The following is an 18,177-nucleotide window of genomic DNA, read 5'->3' on the forward strand; positions in this document are numbered from 1 at the left end:
TGTCAACAGCCTTTCATTCAAAGCTTGTTGAGCAGTCACCCCACTACAGTTCCCTACCCTCCGGTAAGCCATAGAGTCGACCCATGCGCCGAGCAAAGATCGTCTGCACACTGGGACCCGCCACCGACTTGTACGAGCAGATCAAAGCCCTCGTCGACGCCGGAATGAACATCGCCCGCTTCAACCTCAGCCACGGCACCTACACCGACCACGAAGCACGCTTCGACCGGGTCCGCAAGGCATCCGAGGAGACCCGCCGCAGCGTCGGCATCCTCGCCGACCTTCAAGGCCCGAAGATCCGCCTGGGCCGATTCCGCGAAGGCCCCGTACTTCTCGAACGCGACGACACGTTCACCATCACCGTCGAACCGTCCGTCGAGGGCGACCGCCACCTCTGTGGCACCACCTACCAGGGCCTCGCCGCAGACGTCACCACCGGGGAACGCATCCTCGTCGACGACGGCAAGGTCACCCTCGAAGTCACCGCCGTCGACGGCTCCCGTGTCCACACCAAGGTCATCGAAGGCGGCATGGTCTCCGACCACAAAGGCCTCAACCTCCCCGGCGTCGCCGTCTCCGTCCCCGCCCTCTCCGAAAAGGACCAGGACGACCTCCGCTGGGCCCTGCGCTACGGCGCCGACCTCATCGCCCTCTCCTTCGTCCGCAGCGGCCACGACATCGAAGACGTCCACCGCATCATGCGCGAAGAAGGACGCTTCCTCCCCGTCATCGCAAAGATCGAAAAGCCCCAGGCCGTCGACAACATCCACGACATCGTCGCCGCCTTCGACGGCATCATGGTCGCCCGCGGCGACCTCGGCGTCGAAATGCCCCTCGAAACCGTCCCCATCGTCCAGAAGCGCGCCATCAAACTCGCCAAGCGCAACGCCAAACCGGTCATCGTCGCCACCCAGATGCTCGACTCGATGATCGACAACTCGCGCCCCACTCGCGCCGAAGCCTCCGACGTCGCCAACGCCGTCATCGACGGCACCGACGCCGTGATGCTCTCCGGCGAGACCAGCGTCGGCAAATACGCCACCGAAACCGTCAAAACCATGAGCCGCATCGTCGAAGCGGCCGAAGAAGACATCCTCGCCAAGGGCCTCCCCCCTCTCACCGAAACCAGCAAACCCCGCACCCAGGGCGGTGCCGTCGCCCGCGCCGCCGCCGAAATGGGCGACTTCCTCGGCGCCAAGTTCCTCGTCGCCTTCACGCAGTCCGGCGACACGGTCCGCCGCCTCTCCCGCTACCGCTCACCCATCCCCCTCCTCGCCTTCACCCCCGACCCCGCCACCCGCTCCCAACTCAACGTCAGCTGGGGCGTGGAGACCTTCCTCGGCCCCACCGTCAACTCCACCGACGAAATGGTCGCCCAGGTCGACGAGCAGCTCCTCAAGATCGGCCGCTGCCGCAAGGGCGACGTCGTCATCATCACCGCCGGCTCCCCACCCGGCGTCCCCGGCTCCACCAACCTCGTCCGCGTCCACCACATCGGCGAGGACGAGATCCACCCCTAGCCCCACCCGCACCACGCTCCCCTGGGCCGAGGAACTGACTGCCGTCCCCGTCAGTACTTCGGCCCGATGTGTTGATCCATGAGCGCCACAGAGGCTTTGCGGGCCACGGAGATATTGAACGGGTCGCTGCCACGCGCGAGGGTCGTCCACTCGACGCCGACCTTGGTCAACGTGTCCGAGAAGAGCCGCCGAATGTCGTCGGACTTGTTGCTGAAGAAGTACCGCGGATACTCGTAGCGTTTACGCTCGCCGCCGACCATCCGCGTCGTCCAGTTGGTGATGCGACAGCCATCGGAGTGGATGAGCCCGCGGAGGAAATCCCAGGGGTGTTCATCCACGATCCGCTGCTGCCAGGCTTCGAGGGTGATTGACCGCTCGTGTTTCTTTCCCTCGCCGTGCTGAGGGAACATGCACCATAAGTGCTTCGAGTAGACCTTCACGTTGTGGCAGCCGGTTCTGCGGACCCGGCACACGGAGTTGTCGGGGAAGACTGCGCGCATCGCGGCCTCGCAGGCATCCATGAGCCCCGGCCAGTCGTTACCGCACGCGATCATGAGGCTCGGTACGCGGTGTGCCGAGTACTGGATGATGTGGCCGTCGCCGAGGTAGAGAGCCAGCAGGTAGGAGTACGCGGTCGTGTCCAGGTCGCGTCCATCGCATCGCGGGCACTTCGGGTTGTGGGCGCCGGGACACTCGCCGCGCTTGGAGCGGTCCATGTGCCGCCAGTAACTGATGGTGCCGAGTGGAACGCCCAAAGCGTGGGCCACATCTGCGTTTCTCGCCCCCGCGCGGAGCTCGCTGATCGCCTTCTGTCGCACTTCCGTGCCGTGAAAGTTCATACCGTCACTGTGCGTGACGATTCATGCGTGCGCAACGAAAATGCGTACGATTCACGAGAACGTGAAGCTCCGCTTGCCTAGAGGTGCCGGGTGCGGGATTCGAACCCGCATGCCCTTTCAGGCAGATGTGTTTGAGACATCCGTGTATACCGTTCCACCAACCCGGCTGGTTGCCAGAGACACCCTACCGTGTGCGTGCCGGTGGCTGCCTCTAGGTAGGCTGCAATGGCACCACCTGCCCGGAACGAGGAGTCACGTGAGCGCCGCCGAGCCCCAGCAGCCCGTCGCCGATGACGATCAGTCGCACGTCCCGCCGCTGACCACGCGAGTCGTGATCGCCGAGGACGAGGCCCTCATCCGTCTCGATCTCAAAGAGATGCTCGAGGAAGAGGGCTACACCGTCGTCGGCGAGGCCGGGGACGGCCAGACCGCCGTGGAGCTGGCCCGCGAGCACCGCCCCGACCTGGTGATCCTGGACGTGAAGATGCCCGTCCTGGACGGCATCTCCGCCGCCGAGAAGATCGCCGAGGAGAGCATCGCACCCGTCCTGATGCTGACCGCGTTCTCGCAGCGCGAGCTGGTGGAGCGGGCACGGGACGCCGGCGCGATGGCGTATCTGGTGAAGCCGTTCTCGAAGAGCGACGTCGTACCGGCGATCGAGATGGCGGTGAGCCGGTTCACGGAGCTGAAGACGCTGGAGAAGGAGGTCGCCGACCTCACCCAGCGGCTGGAGACGCGGAAGCTGGTGGACCGCGCGAAGAGCATTCTGCAGACGCAGTACGGGCTGACCGAGCCGGCCGCGTTCCGGTGGATCCAGAAGACGTCGATGGATCGCCGGCTGTCGATGCAGCAGGTCGCCGAGGCGGTCATCGAGGACGCCGAGGAGAAGAAGCAGCAGCAGAAGAAGAAGGACCAGTAGTCGCGCGGTGTCCGTGAGCGGCCCGTACCGAGGGTGATCGGTGCGGGCCGCTCGTATGTGGGCGTACGCGGGGCCGTGTCGGCGTGCGCGGGCCGTTCCGGTCAGCCGCGGCCGGCCTCGAGGTCACGCAGCATGCACGTCAGGCGGGCGGTGCAGACCCGCTTGTCGTGTTCGTCGGTGATCACGATCTCGTACGTGGCGGTGGAGCGGCCCCGGTGGACAGGGGTGGCGACGCCGGTGACCAGGCCGGAGCGGACGCCCCGGTGGTGGGTGCAGTTGAGGTCGACGCCGACGGCGAGCTTGGCGGGCCCGCCGTGCAGCATCGCGCCGACGGAGCCGAGGGTTTCGGCCAGGACGGCGGAGGCACCGCCGTGCAGCAGCCCGTAGGGCTGGGTGTTGCCCTCGACGGGCATGGTGCCCACGACGCGTTCCGGCGCCGCCTCGGTGACCTGGACGCTCATCCGTTCGCCGAGGTGTCCGGCGGAGAAGAGGGCGGGCAGGTCGACTCCGAGGCCTGCCCACTGGTCGAGGATCTGCTGGGGAAACTTCGTGGTGGTCTGCTCACCCATGCCTGCTCCGTTCGCTCGCCCGTGACGTCATCGATCCGTGCCTGTTCCTATCAGGCCGCTCAGCGGGCGCTCGGCGCGGGGGGCCCGCGGTCGGCCTGGTGGTGGTCAGCTCTGGCGGGGGCTCTCGAGGCGGATCACGACCGACTTGGCGGCGGGGGTGTTGCTGGTGTCGGCGGTGTGGTCGAGCGGGATCAGGACGTTGGTCTCGGGGTAGTAGGCGGCGGCGCAGCCGCGGGCCGTCGGGTAGTGCACGACGCGGAAGCCGGTCGCGCGCCGTTCGCTGCCGTCGGTCCATTCGCTGACGAGGTCGGTGTACGCGCCGTCGGCGAGGCCGCGTTCGCGGGCGTCGTCGGGGTGGACGAGGACGACGCGGCGGCCGTTCTTGATGCCGCGGTAGCGGTCGTCGAGGCCGTAGATGGTGGTGTTGTACTGGTCGTGGGAGCGCAGTGTCTGGAGCAGCAGCCGCCCTTCGGGGACGGCGGGGTAAGTGACGGGCGCGGCGGTGAAGTTGGCTTTCCCGGTGGCGGTGGGGAAGCTGCGGCTGTCCCTGGGGGCGTGGGGGAGGGCGAATCCACCGGGGTGCGCGACTTTGGTGTTGAAGTCCTCGAAGCCCGGGATGACATGGGCGATCCGGTCGCGGATCGTGGCGTAGTCCTGCCCGAACTCCTCCCATGGGGTGCGGCTGTCCGTACCGAGGACGCGGCGGGCGAGGCGGGTGACGATGGCGGTCTCGGACAGCAGGTGGGGGCTTGCGGGCTGGAGGCGGCCGCGGGAGGCGTGCACCATGCCCATGGAGTCCTCGACGGTCACGAACTGCTCGCCGCTCGCCTGGAGGTCGCGTTCGGTGCGGCCCAGGGTCGGCAGGATGAGGGCGCGGGTGCCGGTGACGGCGTGCGAGCGGTTGAGTTTCGTCGAGACGTGGACGGTGAGGCGGGCGCGCCGCATGGCGGCTTCGGTGACGTCGGTGTCGGGTGTCGCGGCGACGAAGTTGCCGCCCATGGCGAGGAACACCTTGGCGCGTCCGTCGCGCAGGGCATGGATGGCGCGGACGACGTCGAGACCGTGTTCGCGGGGTGGTGCGAAGCCGAACTCTTTCTCCAGGGCGTCGAGGAAGGCGGGTGCGGGGCGTTCGAAGATGCCCATGGTGCGGTCGCCCTGGACGTTGCTGTGCCCGCGTACGGGGCAGACGCCGGCGCCGGGGCGGCCGATGTTGCCGCGCAGAAGGAGGAAGTTGACGACTTCCTGGATGGTGGGGACGGCGTGTTTGTGCTGGGTGAGGCCCATGGCCCAGCAGACGATGGTGCGCCGGGAGGCGAGGATCATCTCCAGCGCGCGGTCGATCTCTTCGTGGGTGAGTCCGGTCGCGGCGAGCGTCTCGTCATCGCTGCCGCTGCCGCTGCCGCTGCCACTGCCAATGTCACTGCCGCTGCCGCCGCCGTCGGCGTTGTCGCCGCCCCGTGCCAGCTGTGCGAACTCCCCGAAGCCGTGGGTGTGTTCGCGGATGAAGTCTTCGTCGACGGCGCTGGGGGTATTGAGGATGCGGCGGTTGAAGGCGCGGAAGAGTGCCTGGTCGCCGCCGAGGCGTACTTGGAGGAAGAGGTCGGTGAGGGCGGTGCCGCCGCCGGCCAGGCCGCGCGGGGTCTGGGGGTTCTTGAAGCGCTCCAGACCGGCTTCGGGGAGCGGGTTGATCGAGATGATCTTCGCTCCGCCGGCCTTGGCCTTTTCCAGGGCGGTGAGCATCCGGGGGTGGTTGGTGCCCGGGTTCTGGCCGGCGATGATGATCAGGTCGGCCTGGTAGAGGTCCTCCAGGAGGACGCTGCCCTTGCCCACGCCGAGCGTTTCGGTCAGGGCGGAGCCCGACGACTCGTGGCACATGTTCGAGCAGTCGGGGAGGTTGTTGGTGCCGAATTCGCGGGCGAAGAGCTGGTAGAGGAAGGCGGCCTCGTTGCTGGTGCGCCCGGAGGTGTAGAAGACGGCTTCGTCGGGGGAGTCGAGGGCGGTCAGCTCCTCGCCGATGATGTCGAAGGCCTGCTCCCAGGGGACGGGGACGTAGTGGTCGGCGCCCTCGGGCAGGTACATGGGGTGGGTGAGGCGGCCCTGCTGGCCGAGCCAGTAGCCGCTGCGGGTGGCGAGGTCGGCGACGGAGTGGGCGGCGAAGAAGTCGGGGGTGACGCGGCGGAGGGTGGCTTCTTCGGCGACGGCCTTGGCGCCGTTCTCGCAGAACTCCGCGGTGTGCGGCTTGTCCGGCTCGGGCCAGGCGCAGCCGGGGCAGTCGAAGCCGTCCTGCTGGTTGACGCGGAGCAGGGTCAGGGCGGTGCGGCGGACGCCCATCTGTTTCTGCGAGATCCGCAGGGCGTGGGTGAGGGCCGGGAGCCCGACGGCGGCGTGCTGGGGTTCGCTGACCTGGGGCGCGTCCTGGACGGGGTCGGACGAGGGCGGCTTGCCTGCCATGACGCTCTCCCTTGAGCCGTGAGCTGGTGCTCGCTCCGCCGCGGGCATGGCGGATCGTTGCCGTACGTGTCCGATCCTGTCACGGTCCGGGGCGGTGGCGTAGTGGTGCGCGTAGTCGGTGTGCGGAGTGGTGCGCGGGGCGGGACCGTGTGCGGTACGGGGGACCGTGTGCGGTGCGGGACCGTGCGCGGGGCGGTCGCGGCGGGGATTGTCAGTGGGCCGTGGCAGGATCGGGGGCGTGGCAGCAAAGGCAGCGAAGAAGAACGAAGCGACCGGCACCGAGGCGGCGGCGGGTGGCCGTCCCCACCTGCTCCTGATGGACGGGCATTCCATGGCATACCGGGCGTTCTTCGCCCTGCCCGTGGAAAATTTCACCACCGTCACCGGGCAACCGACCAATGCGATCTACGGCTTCGCGTCGATGCTCGCGAACACGCTGCGCGACGAAGCGCCCACGCACTTCGCGGTGGCCTTCGACGTGTCCCGCAAGACCTGGCGGTCCGAGGAGTTCGCGGACTACAAGGCGAACCGCTCCAAGACCCCCGACGAATTCAAGGGCCAGGTCGAGCTGATCGGAGAGCTGCTCGACACGATGCGGGTCAAGCGCTTCGCCGTCGAGGGGTACGAGGCCGACGACGTCATCGCGACCCTCACCGAGCAGGCCACCGCCCAGGGCTTCGAGGTCTCGATCGTCACCGGCGACCGCGACTCCTTCCAGCTGGTCTCCGACGACGTCACGGTTCTCTACCCCACCAAGGGCGTCTCCGAGCTGACCCGGTTCACCCCGGAGAAGGTCTTCGAGAAGTACGGTCTCACCCCCGCCCAGTACCCGGATTTCGCCGCGCTGCGCGGCGACCCGTCCGACAACCTCCCGGGTATCCCCGGCGTCGGCGAGAAGACCGCCACGAAGTGGATCAACCAGTTCGGCTCGTTCGCGGAGCTGGTCGAGCGCGCCGACGAGGTCAAGGGCAAGGCCGGTGCTAACCTCCGCGAGCACCTGGAAGCGGTGAAGCTCAACCGCCGCCTCACGGAGATGGTGCGTGACGTCGAGCTGTCCTGTGGCCCCGGGGAGCTGACCCGCGAGGCCTACGACCGCGAGGCCCTCAAGGTGTTCCTCAACGCCCTGGAGATCCGCAACCCGGGCCTCCGCGACCGGCTCCTCGCCGTCGACCCGGGTGCCGCCGAGACGGCCGAGGAGGCCGCGCCCGCCGCCGGTGTCGAGGTGGACGGCACGGTCATCGGCGCCGGCGAACTCGCTCCGTGGCTGGCCGAACACGGCACCGGCCCCCTGGGCATGGCCACCGTCGACGTATGGAGCCTGGGCAGCGGAAACGTCGCCGAGGTCGCGCTCGCCACCTCCGGCGGCCCCGCCGTCTGGTTCGACCCGTCCCAGCTGGACGAGGCCGACGAGCAGGCGTTCGCCGCCTGGAGCGCCGACGCCGCCCGCCCCAAGGTGCTGCACAACGCCAAGGGCCTCATGCGGGTCTTCGGTGAGCACGGCTGGCACATCGACGGCGTCACCATGGACACCGCCCTGGCCGCCTACCTGGTCAAGCCCGGCCGCCGCTCCTTCGCCCTGGACGTCCTGTCCATCGAGTACCTCGGCCGCGATCTCGCCCCGGCCGCGCCCGGCGACGGCCAGCTGGCGTTCGGCGCCGACGAACAGGCCGAAGCCGACGCCCTGATGGCACAGGCGCGCACCGTCCTGGACCTGGGGACGGCCTTCGAGGCGAAACTGGCCGAGGTCGGCGCGGCCGAGCTGCTGCGCGAGGTGGAGCTCCCGACCAGTCGGCTGCTCGCGCGGATGGAACGGGCCGGCATCGCCGCCGACCGGACCTGGCTGGAACGGATGGAGCAGCAGTTCGCCGGCGCCGTACAGCAGGCTGTCCAGGAGGCGCATGCCGCCGCCGGCCACGAGTTCAACCTGGGTTCCCCCAAGCAGCTGCAGGAAGTCCTCTTCGGCGAGCTGGGTCTGCCCAAGACCAAGAAGACCAAGACCGGCTACACCACCGACGCCGACGCCCTCGCCTGGCTGGCCGCGCAGACCGACAACGAACTCCCGGTGATCATGCTGCGCCACCGTGAGCAGGCCAAGCTGCGCACCACCGTCGAGGGTCTGATCAAGACCATCGCCGCGGACGGCCGGATCCACACCACCTTCAACCAGACCGTCGCCGCCACCGGCCGGCTCTCCTCCACGGACCCCAACCTGCAGAACATCCCCGTCCGCACGGACGAGGGACGGGCGATCCGCCGCGGTTTCGTCGTCGGCGACGGCTTCGAGTCACTGCTGACGGCCGACTACAGCCAGATCGAACTGCGTGTGATGGCCCACCTCTCCGAGGACGAGGGCCTGATCGAGGCTTTCACCTCCGGCGAGGACCTGCACACCACCGTCGCCTCCCAGGTCTTCAACGTCGCCAAGACCGAGGTCGACGCCGAGATGCGCCGCAAGATCAAGGCGATGTCCTACGGCCTCGCCTACGGCCTGTCGGCCTTCGGTCTCTCCCAGCAGCTGGGCATCCAGCCCGACGAGGCCCGCAAGCTGATGGACACCTACTTCGAGCGGTTCGGCGGGGTCCGCGACTACCTTCGCCGGGTCGTCGACGAAGCCCGCGCCACCGGCTACACCGAGACCATGCTCGGCCGCCGCCGCTACCTGCCGGACCTCAACAGCGACAACCGCCAGCGCCGTGAGATGGCCGAGCGGATGGCGCTCAACGCCCCCATCCAGGGCACCGCCGCCGACATCGTCAAGATCGCGATGCTGCGGGTCGACGCGGCACTGCGTGCGGCCGGACTGGAATCCCGGCTGCTGCTGCAGGTCCACGACGAAATCGTGGTCGAGGTGGCCCCCGGCGAGCGCTCCGCAGTCGAAGACCTGGTCCGCCGCGAAATGGCCGACGCGGTCGAACTGCGCGCCCCTCTCGACGTCTCGGTCGGCTCCGGCAAGGACTGGGAGTCGGCCGCACACTGACCGGACGTGGCGGCCTGACGGGTGGATGCGGGGACCTGACGGGCAGACGCGGAGGTCTGAGGGGCGGGCGCGGCGGTGCGGTTCAGCCGACGGTGGGCGACGCCGCCGGCGCGCCCGCCGCCGCACCGTGGGTCGGGTCCGTCGCCGTACTGAGGGCCGCACCCGTCGCCGTACTGGGTGCTGCCTCCACGGTCGCGCCGATGGCTCCCGTGGCGGTGGCCTTCGTGCGGTGGCCCCCGCAGCGGTGGCTCCCGTGGCGGCGGCCTTCGTGCAGTGGCCCCCGCGGCGGTGGCTCCCGCTGCAGGGGCTCCCATACGTGTGGCCCCGCGCCGGTCGGCGTACCCCGCAACGTCCCCGCCGCAGGGCGGCTCAGGCCGTGCGCCGAACCAGCAGCCGCACCGCCGTCCCGTACAGCACCAGCCCCGCGCAGAGGCCAGCACCCGCACCGAACAGCACGGTCGGAACGTAGTCGAACCAGCCCGCCGTCTCCCCGTACTCCGCGTACGCCCGCACCGTACGATGCGCCGCACCGAGCAGCACGCAGAGCACCAGCGGCACGCTCAGCAGCAACCGCACCCCCACCGTCAACGACGGAACGGCGCCACCGGCCCCGGCCGCGCCCACCGCGCCATCGCCATCCCCGTCACCGCCACCCTCTCTGCCGCTGCCACTGCTGCCACCGCTGCTACTGCTGCCACCGCTGCCGTCACCGAGACCGCCGCCCCGCAGCGCCGACCACACAAACCATCCCATCGCTGCCATCGCCACCGCCGACGTCCCGTACTGCACATATGTCGCCGCCGGCACACCGCCCATCACACCGTCCAGCCCCGGCACCAGCCGAGTGCCCCAGCGGCCCACGTGGGTAAAGGAGTCCCACACCACATGGGTCGCCGACCCGAGCACCGCGGACACCGTGAACCGAGCGGCCAGTACGGCGAGTTCACGGCCCCCACGCGGCTGCCACGGCCGCCCCCGCACCCATGCGCACACCCGTCCCCGCCACGCCCTGGGCAACAGGGCCAGCACCGGCTCACGCACCAGCAGCCAGCCCGCGACGAGCGCGACGGTGACCAGCACATCCACCGTCAGCGCACCGGGCAGCGAGTGGGTGAACGTCCCGAACTCCATCCCGCCCGGCACCACCGAGTCCGCGTAGTACGTCATGTCCGGCGCGAACGCCCCCGCGACAAGCGCCGAGGCGACCAGCGGACCGCGCGCCGCCCCGGTCCGCCGCATGACCGGCAGCACCGCCGCGGCATGGCTGAGCGTGAACGGCATACACTCCTCCTTGATCGATTCGGATCATTATGTGACCGATCAGGTGGTAGATGCCGGGCCCGAGTTGTCGTAGTGTGCCGGAGTTCGGCAGCGCCGGGGAGCGCAACACCACGACAACAACGCGGCGTCAACGCGCGGCGGTCCACGCGGAGGGGAACCACACATGGCAGCCATATCCCGTAGGCGGCTCCGTAGGGGAGCGGCCTCGACGGCCGTGGCGGCCCTGGTGCTCGCCGCCCTGACGGCTTCCCAGTCGCCGGCCGTCACCAGCGCCGCCGCCAAGGGACGCCAGCCCGGCCTGCCCCCCGCCGACACCCCCATCGACGGCGGCTCCCCGTACTACACCGACCTTCCGCCCCTCAACAGCCCCGTACCGCCCGGCGGTTCTCGGCACTCCGCTCCCGGCGCCGGGGCCCGCGACGGCGATACCCTCGCCACCGGCCCCGCCGAGGCCGGCATCCCCGCCACCGTCCTCGCCGCGTACAAGAACGCCGCCTCCCGGATCAGCGCCTCGGACCCGGGCTGCCGGCTCCCCTGGCAACTGCTCGCCGGTATCGGCAAGGTCGAATCCGGCCAGGCCCGTGGCGGAGCCGTCGACGCCGAAGGCACCACCCTCCAGCCGATCCTCGGCCCCCAGCTCAACGGCCAGGGCTTCGCCCAGATCCTCGACACCGACGGCGGGCGCTACGACGGCGACCTCACCCACGACCGCGCCGTCGGCCCCATGCAGTTCATCCCCTCCACCTGGTCCCAGGACGGCCCTGACGGCACCGGCTGGGGCGCCGACGGCAACGGCGACGGCAAGAAGGACCCTCACAACATCTTCGACGCCGCACTCGCCGCCGGCCACTACCTCTGCTCCGGCGGCCGCGACCTCTCCTCCCAGCAGGACCTGGACCGGGCGATACTCGGCTACAACAATTCCCGGGACTACCTGCGCACTGTGCTGTCCTGGTACACGTTCTACCGCAACGGCACCCACGAGGTACCCGACGGCAAGGGCGTACTCCCCGTGCACCGCAACGGACGTGGACACCTCGAGACCGCCACCGGACCCGGCACCCACACCGTCCCTGGTCCCGGCACCCGTCGGCCCGACGGCCGCAAGGACCACCACCGGGACTCCACCACCCGGGACGAACGCCCCCGCCACGACGGGCCGAAGCCGAACAAGCCGGCCAACCCGGCCACCCCCGATCCGGGCACCCCCACCCGCCCGGACACCCCCACTCCCAAGCCCAAGCCCGCGCCCAAACCCACGCCCGTCCCTGACCGCACCCCCAAGCCGCCCGCCGAACCCGCCCCCCTCACCGCCCTCCAGCGGATCGGTTCGGCTGACGACAACCTGACCGCCATCGCCGGCACCGACTTCGCCACCGTGCTCCGGGTACGCGCCGAGGACTCCACCGGCAAGCCGGTCGCCGGTGCTCCCGTCCGCTTCGCCCTCCCCGCGACCACCGACGCCCGCTTCCCCGGCGGCGCGACCGCCGTCACCGTCGCCACCGGCAAGGGCGGCCTGGCCACCGCGCCCACCCTGCACGCGGGCGACAGGACCGGCACGTTCACCGTCCAGGCGACGGCCACCGGCCGTACCGTGCCGCCCGTCCGCTTCGAGGCCACCGTCCAGCCCAAGCCGACCCCCAAGGCCGACCAGCTCACCCGCACCTCGGACAAGGACCTCACGGCCACCGCAGGCCGAGCCTTCGCGGACGACGCCATCGAGGTCAAGGCGACCTACCAGGGCAAGATCGCCGCAGGCGTACCCCTCACCGCAACCATGGTCACCGCCGACCCGGACCACCCCACCGAAAACAACCACGGCCCCTACTTCAAGCACTCCAAGGACCCCAAGGGCTCCAAGGACCCCAAGGGTGGCAACCCCACCGGCACAAGCACCCTGACGGACAACAGCCAAGAGCCGACCCGTACCCTCACCGGCCTCACCACGGACGCCAACGGCCTGCTCAAGCTCCCCAAGATCTACACCGACACGCACACCGGAACATTCCTCCTGCAACTGACCACCGCAGACGGCAACACCACCCTCACCATCCCCCTCAAGGTCACCACCCCCACCACCCCCACCACTCCCATCACCCCCGCCTCCTCCTGACCCTCCTGACCCACCGTTCCCCGGACCGCCGTCCTGCCCCTCGCCCAGGGCAGGACGGCGGTGCCACGCCAGGGGCCGACAGCCACCGCACACCCCGGGTGCGCAGACGCACCAGCACGCCCGGTGCACCCGACGCTCCCGCTCTCCGAGCACCCCGATGCTCTGACTCTCCCCTTGCTCCGGTGCAACGTGTTCTCATCTCGCCCACCCGTTGCTACGGTGCCCCCGCCTGACGCTGTATCAGCTCACCGGGAGGCCGGCCATGCGCGCCCTGACAGCAGCCGCGGTCGGACTGGTCGCGGCATTCGCTCTCACCTTCGCCATCACGGCGTTCGGTGCGCCCAGCGGCACCACCTCGCCCAAGCCGCTGCTCACCACCGTCCCCAAGCACCCTTGAGGGAGGCGCGCCCCCGCCATGCGCCGTACAGCCAGCCTGATCCTGCTCGCCTTCGCCGTCTTCTTCACCGCGCTGTCCCCGCTCATGCGCTGGTACGCCTTCCCCCGGCTCGCCAAGGTCCCGCCCGGCCAGTACCAGAACATGGTCCTGGAGGCCAAGCCCGCCACCCTCATCGACTACGGCACGATGAAGGCCGAGCAGGTCCCCAAGGTCACCATCGTTCAGACGCTGAAGGGCAACGTCGCCGCATCCGACCGCATCGAGAAGACCGCCGGCCGCGATGTCGTCGTCTGGGACGCACTGTCCTACGTCGTCGGCCCCGACGGCGCGATGGTCTCCGAAGTCCCCGAGCGCTACATCTTCGACGCGCACTCCCAGGAACCCGTGCACGCCACCGGCGAGATGGTTGACGGCGACCCCGTACGCCGCGAGGGCATCGAGTACAAGTGGCCGTTCCTCACCGAGAAGCGCGACTACACCTACTTTGACGCCCAGACCCGCACCTCCGCCCCCATCCACTACAAGGGCACCCGCACCTTCCGAGGTCTGGAGGTCTACTACTTCGAGCAGACCGTCCCGTGGACCAAGGTTCCGCTCCCCAGCAAGCTGCCGGTCAAGGGCATCACGCCGGAGTCGGTCGAGAAGACGGGCACCACGCGGTGGTACACCACCAAGCGGATGTTCTGGGTGGACCCGACTACCGGTGCTCCGGTCAACGGCCAGGAAATCCATAGGGAAGAGCTGCGCGGTGGCTACCTGCTGCCCGGTGGCGGCAAGGTCACCGCGTTCGCCGGCCATGTGAAGATGCGCGACGACTACGTTGACTCCACCGTCGCCCTTGTCGCGTCCCAGCGCCGGCTGGTCCTGCTGCTCACCAGTTACCTCCCGTGGGGGTTCCTCGTACTGGGCGCCGTACTGCTCTCACTGTCGCTGTACCTTGAGGCCCGTAGCCGTGCCCGCACGAGTAGCCGGCGGCGTTCCGGCCCTGGGGTCGTCATCGCTGGTCGGGCCCCGTCGCCGGCCCAGCCGACGCCCGCCGACTGAAGTCTGTGTCCTGTGGGTTGCCTGTGGGTTGCCTGTGCCTGCTGTGTGCCTCCTTCATATTGCGGCAACGAATACGCACCGTGATTTTGTTCCGGCTGCGTGTGACGTTCTGTGATTTCAGGGGCGTGGAGGTGCGATGTGGGGGGTGGGTAGGGGGTGGGTAGGGGATTGCCCTTAAGGGGCCCGGCCGGCGCACATCGGCCCGCCTCAGAGGGGCCTGAGGGCGTCCGGAGGGGCCGGAGTTCTGGATTGGGATGGTGGTGAGGGTCAGTGGCGATTGAGGCGGGCTGATGTGTGCCGGGTCGGTTCGGCGGTGGAAGGGTCCTCCGGCCAGGGGTGTTTGGGGTAGCGGCCGCGCAACTCCGCTCGTACGGAACGGTATCCGTCCCGCCAGAAGGAGGCGAGATCGGCCGTGACAGCGGCGGGCCGGCCGGCGGGGGAGAGCAGGTGCACCAGTACGGGTACCCGGCCGCGAGCCAATCGGGGCGACTCCTGCAGGCCGAAGAGTTCCTGCAGCTTCACGGCCAGCACGGGCTGCTCGCCGCCGTAATCGACCCGTATGCGGGAACCGCTCGGCACCTCGATCCGCTCCGGGGCGAGTGCGTCGAAGTGGGCCGCCTCTCCTGTTGCCCACGGCAGCAGCCGGGCCAGTGCCTGGCCCGCATCCACCCGTTCCAGATCGGACCGCCGGCGCGCCCTGTCCAGTTCCACGCCCAGCCAGTCCTCGACCCGCTCCAGCAGTGCCGCGTCCGACACATCGGGCCAGGGAGCGCCCAACTCGCGGTGTACGAACGCCATCCGCTGCCGCAGCGCCACCGCGGCGGGTGGCCACCTCAGCAAACCGAGGCCCTCCCGCCGAAGGCCCGACACCACGGCCTGCCGTAGCAGTGCCGGGTCGGGTGCGCTCAGCGGACGTGACGCCAGCTCGATCGCCCCCAGCCGGGTTACCGACCGGGCCATCACCTCGCCGTCCGACCAGCGGACCTCTTCCCCCGAGGAGTACAACGCGCCTGCCGCCACGCGTGCCGTCTCCTCATCGATCACCGCCGCCAGCCGCACCCGTGCCGACGCCGCCGCCACCGGCCGGTCCGCCACCGCGACCGCCAGCCACCCCGCGTCCCGCAGCCGCGAACCGTCCCCGGCCCGGGTCCCGGGCCCCGCCCCGGCCCCCGCCAGCTCGGCACCGGTCCCGGATGCCATGAGGTAGCTCCCCACACCACGGGCCCGCGCCACCCGCTCCGGGAACGCCAGCGCGGCGATGAGGCCGGCGACGGCGTCATCACCGCCGTTGGGCGCGCCCTCGTCGGTGCTTCCGGCCGCGCCGGCCTGCCGTCCCGCTGCCGTGAGTCGCCGCGCTTCCTGCCGCCACCGTGCGGCGTACGCGTCGCCGCCACGGCGTACCGTGCGCCAGGCGGTCGTCAGATCGTCCCCGTACGACCGTGGTGGCTCCTCGCTCAGCAGGGCGACCACTTCCGCGGCCCGCCGTATGCCGACCTCGGCCGCACCGTCCAGCAGGGCGCGCGCCAGCCGGGGATGCACGCCGAGCCGGGCCATCCGTACGCCCCGGTCCGTGGCCCGGCCGTCCGTGTCCAGAGCGCCGACGGCCGTGAGCACCTCCCGGGCCGCGGTCAGCGCACCCGCCGGCGGCGCGTCGAGCAGCGCCAGACCGTCGGCGGCCGGGTCGCCCCAGCAGGCCGCCTGCAGGGCGAACGCCGTCAGGTCGGCGACCTTGATCTCCGGCTCGGGAAACGCCGGCAGCCGCCCGTCCTCGCCCTCCGGCCAGCAGCGGTAGACCACACCCGGTGCCTCGCGCCCCGCCCGGCCCGCGCGCTGGCGGGCCGCCGCCCGGGAGGCCCGTACGGTCGTCAGCGCGCTCAGCCCCCGTGCGTGATCCATCCGGGGCACCCGCGCCAGTCCGCTGTCCACCACGACCCGCACGCCCGGCACGGTCAGGCTCGACTCCGCCACCGAGGTCGCCAGCACCACCCGCCGGACGCCGTCCCCGCCCGCCAGTACCGCGTCCTGGACCTCGGCCGGTGCCCGCCCGTGCACCTGCAGCACTTCGGCGTCCACCCCGGCCAGTTCCCCGGCGACCCGCCCGATCTCCCCGACACCGGGCAGGAAGCAGAGCACGTCGCCCGCCTGCTCGCGCAGCGCCCGGCGCACCACGCCCGCCATATGTGTCAGCAGTGCCGGATCCACCCGCATGCCGTGCGGCGGCCGCACCGGCCGTTCCGGCGGCGTCCACACCACCTCCACCGGATGTGACACACCCGCCGCCTCGACCACCGGGGCAGGCCCTGCCGAGCCGCCCAGCAGCCCGGCCCACCCCTCGGCGTCCGTCGTCGCCGACGCGGCCACCAGTCGCAGGTCGGGGCGGAGCGTCTCCCGTACGTCCAGGAGGAACGCCGCGGAGGTGTCGGCGTCGAGATGCCGTTCATGGCACTCGTCCAGCACCACGACATCCACCCCGGCCAGTTCCGGGTCGCGCTGCAGCCGCTGCAGCAGTACGCCGGTGGTCACCACCTCCACGGCGGTGTGCGGCCCCACCCGCCGCTCACCGCGCACTGTGAAGCCGACTCTGCTGCCCGTCGCCCGGCCACCACCCCCGTCGGCGATGTTCTTGCCGCCCCCGCCGGGGATGCTCTCGCCGAGCAGCCAGGCCATCCGCCGTGCGGCCGCCCGGGCCGCGATCCGCCGTGGCTCGGCGACAAGCACCCGCCGCAGCGGCCCGTTGCCGGTCAGACCCGCGAGGTCCAACGGCACCAGGGTCGTCTTGCCGGTGCCGGGCGGTGCGCACAGCACCGCGCTGCCGGCCTCGTCGAGGGCGGTGCGCAGCGCGGGCAGGGCGGTCCGTACGGGCAGCTGGGCGAGGGCGTCACGGTCGGTCACGTCCCCCAGTGTGCCGTCCGCCACTGACAGCGCTGCCGCTCCGGCCGGCCCGCGCCACTTCCCCCGCTGTGCCCCGGGACTTCCCCCGCCGTGCCCCGGGCGCGGACACATGCCTCGTACGCCGCGAATCGGCTCCGGCCCCTGCGGGGAGCTACGCGTCCGCCTCGCACACGAAGATCGCCGTTCCCGGGATCAGATGCCCGCGCAGCGGGGACCAGCCGCCCCATTCCTGGGTGTTCCCTTCCGGCCATTCCGGCTCGACGAGATCCAGCAGCCGGAATCCGGCCGTCACCACGTCCCGTACGCGGTCCCCCAGTGTCCGGTGGTGCTCGACGTACACCGCCCGGCCGGCCGCGTCCTGCTCGACGTACGGCGTGCGGTCGAAGTACGAGGCCGCGACCGACAGCCCCTCGGGGCCCGGCTCGTCCGGGAAGGCCCACCGGATGGGGTGGGTCACCGAGAAGACGAAGCGGCCGCCCGGCCGCAGTACCCGGCGGACCTCGCGCAGCACGCGCACCGGGTCCGCGACGAACGGCAGCGCGCCGTACGCGGAACAGGCCAGGTCGAAGCTGCCGTCCCGGAACGGCAGGGCCCCGGCGTCCGCCTCCACCAGCTGCGTCACCGCGTCCGTCGTGGCGTCGGCGATCCGCAGTGCGTGCTGGAGCTGCCGGTGCGAGATGTCGAGCGCCACCGGGAGCGCGCCCTGTGCCGCCAGCCAGCGGGAGCACTGCGCCGCGCCGGCCCCGATCTCCAGGACTCGCCGGCCCTTCAGTCCGGTGGCGGGGCCGAGCAGTGCGGCGTCCGCCTCGTCCAGCCCTTCGGGGCCCCAGACGAACCGGTCGTCTCCGAGGAACGCGCCGTGTTCGCTCTGGTACTCGTCGGCGTTGCTGTCCCACCAGCCCCGGTTGGCGCGGCTGCTTTCGGTGTCCGAGGCGTCACGGCGGGTCGCCTCCGGCTCGTGGTCTTGGTTCATCGCGCCTGTCGTCGTAGTCTTCGCTGTGCTTGTAGCCGCAGGGCTGTGAGGCCGTACGACCTTGCGGAACACCGTGTGCGCCAGGTATGGGGCGTTCTGTCCTGGGTGTACGCGTTCGCGCATTGACCGTGTCCGGCTGCCCCCGTATGCTACAAGTTGCGCTGCGGGCCTGCGCGCCTCGGACGGAGCAGGCCGCGCTCGC

General features: G+C 70.6%; 12 protein-coding genes and 1 tRNA gene. 6 read left to right on the top strand and 7 right to left on the bottom strand.

The genetic code is table 11. The annotated features are described in order from the left end of the window. Positions 1 to 83: 83 nt before the first annotated feature. Positions 84 to 1,520 carry a pyruvate kinase gene (gene pyk / locus ACFY12_RS22865; RefSeq protein WP_390717695.1) on the top strand — a complete coding sequence of 479 codons (1,437 nt, stop codon included), beginning with the start codon at positions 84 to 86 and terminating at the stop codon, positions 1,518 to 1,520. Between the two features lie 50 nt (positions 1,521 to 1,570). On the opposite strand, the gene ACFY12_RS22870 is transcribed toward pyk, so the two are convergent. Continuing rightward, complete coding sequence (locus ACFY12_RS22870; RefSeq protein ID WP_390717696.1) at positions 1,571 to 2,359, bottom strand: helix-turn-helix domain-containing protein; 789 nt, start codon at positions 2,357 to 2,359, stop codon at positions 1,571 to 1,573. 84 nt (positions 2,360 to 2,443) lie between these two features. After that, positions 2,444 to 2,526, bottom strand: a tRNA-Leu gene (locus ACFY12_RS22875). 89 nt (positions 2,527 to 2,615) lie between these two features. Here ACFY12_RS22875 and ACFY12_RS22880 point away from each other — a divergent pair. Next, positions 2,616 to 3,278 carry an ANTAR domain-containing response regulator gene (locus ACFY12_RS22880; protein WP_390717697.1) on the top strand — a complete coding sequence of 221 codons (663 nt, stop codon included), beginning with the start codon at positions 2,616 to 2,618 and terminating at the stop codon, positions 3,276 to 3,278. A gap of 101 nt (positions 3,279 to 3,379) precedes the next feature. Here the strand turns inward: ACFY12_RS22880 and ACFY12_RS22885 are convergent, their stop codons facing one another. Both ACFY12_RS22885 and ACFY12_RS22890 read right to left on the bottom strand, forming a co-directional pair. Next, on the bottom strand, positions 3,380 to 3,847 hold the full coding sequence (locus ACFY12_RS22885) for a PaaI family thioesterase (protein WP_390717698.1): 468 nt from the start codon (positions 3,845 to 3,847) through the stop codon (positions 3,380 to 3,382). Positions 3,848 to 3,952: 105 nt separating this feature from the next. Then, entirely contained in the window at positions 3,953 to 6,298 is a 2,346-nt protein-coding gene (locus ACFY12_RS22890; protein ID WP_390717699.1) for a molybdopterin-dependent oxidoreductase, read from the bottom strand. A gap of 238 nt (positions 6,299 to 6,536) precedes the next feature. Here ACFY12_RS22890 and polA point away from each other — a divergent pair, with 238 nt between their 5' ends. Further along, complete coding sequence (gene polA, locus ACFY12_RS22895) at positions 6,537 to 9,275, top strand: DNA polymerase I (RefSeq protein WP_390717700.1); 2,739 nt, start codon at positions 6,537 to 6,539, stop codon at positions 9,273 to 9,275. Between the two features lie 369 nt (positions 9,276 to 9,644). On the opposite strand, the gene ACFY12_RS22900 is transcribed toward polA, so the two are convergent. Further along, the gene (locus ACFY12_RS22900; protein ID WP_390717701.1) at positions 9,645 to 10,556 is read right to left on the bottom strand and encodes a DUF4184 family protein; all 912 of its coding nucleotides are present in this window, start codon (positions 10,554 to 10,556) and stop codon (positions 9,645 to 9,647) included. Positions 10,557 to 10,719: 163 nt separating this feature from the next. Here ACFY12_RS22900 and ACFY12_RS22905 point away from each other — a divergent pair, with 163 nt between their 5' ends. The 3 genes from ACFY12_RS22905 (at position 10,720) to ACFY12_RS22915 (ending at position 14,110) form a co-directional block, all read left to right on the top strand. Next, on the top strand, positions 10,720 to 12,669 hold the full coding sequence (locus ACFY12_RS22905) for a lytic transglycosylase (RefSeq protein ID WP_390717702.1): 1,950 nt from the start codon (positions 10,720 to 10,722) through the stop codon (positions 12,667 to 12,669). Positions 12,670 to 12,931: 262 nt separating this feature from the next. Next, on the top strand, positions 12,932 to 13,066 hold the full coding sequence (locus ACFY12_RS22910) for an SPW_0924 family protein (RefSeq protein ID WP_390717703.1): 135 nt from the start codon (positions 12,932 to 12,934) through the stop codon (positions 13,064 to 13,066). Between the two features lie 18 nt (positions 13,067 to 13,084). Continuing rightward, positions 13,085 to 14,110 (top strand): DUF3068 domain-containing protein, encoded by a 1,026-nt coding sequence (locus ACFY12_RS22915; protein ID WP_390717704.1) that lies wholly within the window; start codon positions 13,085 to 13,087, stop codon positions 14,108 to 14,110. Between the two features lie 267 nt (positions 14,111 to 14,377). On the opposite strand, the gene hrpB is transcribed toward ACFY12_RS22915, so the two are convergent. After that, on the bottom strand, positions 14,378 to 17,002 hold the full coding sequence (gene hrpB, locus ACFY12_RS22920; protein ID WP_390717705.1) for an ATP-dependent helicase HrpB: 2,625 nt from the start codon (positions 17,000 to 17,002) through the stop codon (positions 14,378 to 14,380). A 151-nt stretch (positions 17,003 to 17,153) separates the two neighbouring features. Next, positions 17,154 to 17,975: a class I SAM-dependent methyltransferase gene (locus ACFY12_RS22925; protein ID WP_390717706.1), complete on the bottom strand. Its 822-nt coding sequence runs from the start codon at positions 17,973 to 17,975 to the stop codon at positions 17,154 to 17,156. Between the last annotated feature and the right edge of the window lie 202 nt (positions 17,976 to 18,177).

The organism is Streptomyces sp. NPDC001339, assembly GCF_042895955.1.
In the GTDB taxonomy this organism is placed as follows: Bacteria; Actinomycetota; Actinomycetes; order Streptomycetales; family Streptomycetaceae; genus Streptomyces.

Bases quoted from the DNA above. Each gene is read 5' to 3' on its own strand.
- ACFY12_RS22890 (WP_390717699.1), bottom strand. From the start codon at position 6,298: ATGGCAGGCAAGCCGCCCTCGTCCGACCCCGTCCAGGACGCGCCCCAG.
- ACFY12_RS22915 (WP_390717704.1), top strand. From the start codon at position 13,085: ATGCGCCGTACAGCCAGCCTGATCCTGCTCGCCTTCGCCGTCTTCTTC.
- pyk (WP_390717695.1), top strand. From the start codon at position 84: ATGCGCCGAGCAAAGATCGTCTGCACACTGGGACCCGCCACCGACTTG.
- ACFY12_RS22925 (WP_390717706.1), bottom strand. From the start codon at position 17,975: ATGAACCAAGACCACGAGCCGGAGGCGACCCGCCGTGACGCCTCGGAC.
- ACFY12_RS22905 (WP_390717702.1), top strand. From the start codon at position 10,720: ATGGCAGCCATATCCCGTAGGCGGCTCCGTAGGGGAGCGGCCTCGACG.
- ACFY12_RS22910 (WP_390717703.1), top strand. From the start codon at position 12,932: ATGCGCGCCCTGACAGCAGCCGCGGTCGGACTGGTCGCGGCATTCGCT.
- ACFY12_RS22870 (WP_390717696.1), bottom strand. From the start codon at position 2,359: ATGAACTTTCACGGCACGGAAGTGCGACAGAAGGCGATCAGCGAGCTC.
- ACFY12_RS22900 (WP_390717701.1), bottom strand. From the start codon at position 10,556: ATGCCGTTCACGCTCAGCCATGCCGCGGCGGTGCTGCCGGTCATGCGG.
- ACFY12_RS22885 (WP_390717698.1), bottom strand. From the start codon at position 3,847: ATGGGTGAGCAGACCACCACGAAGTTTCCCCAGCAGATCCTCGACCAG.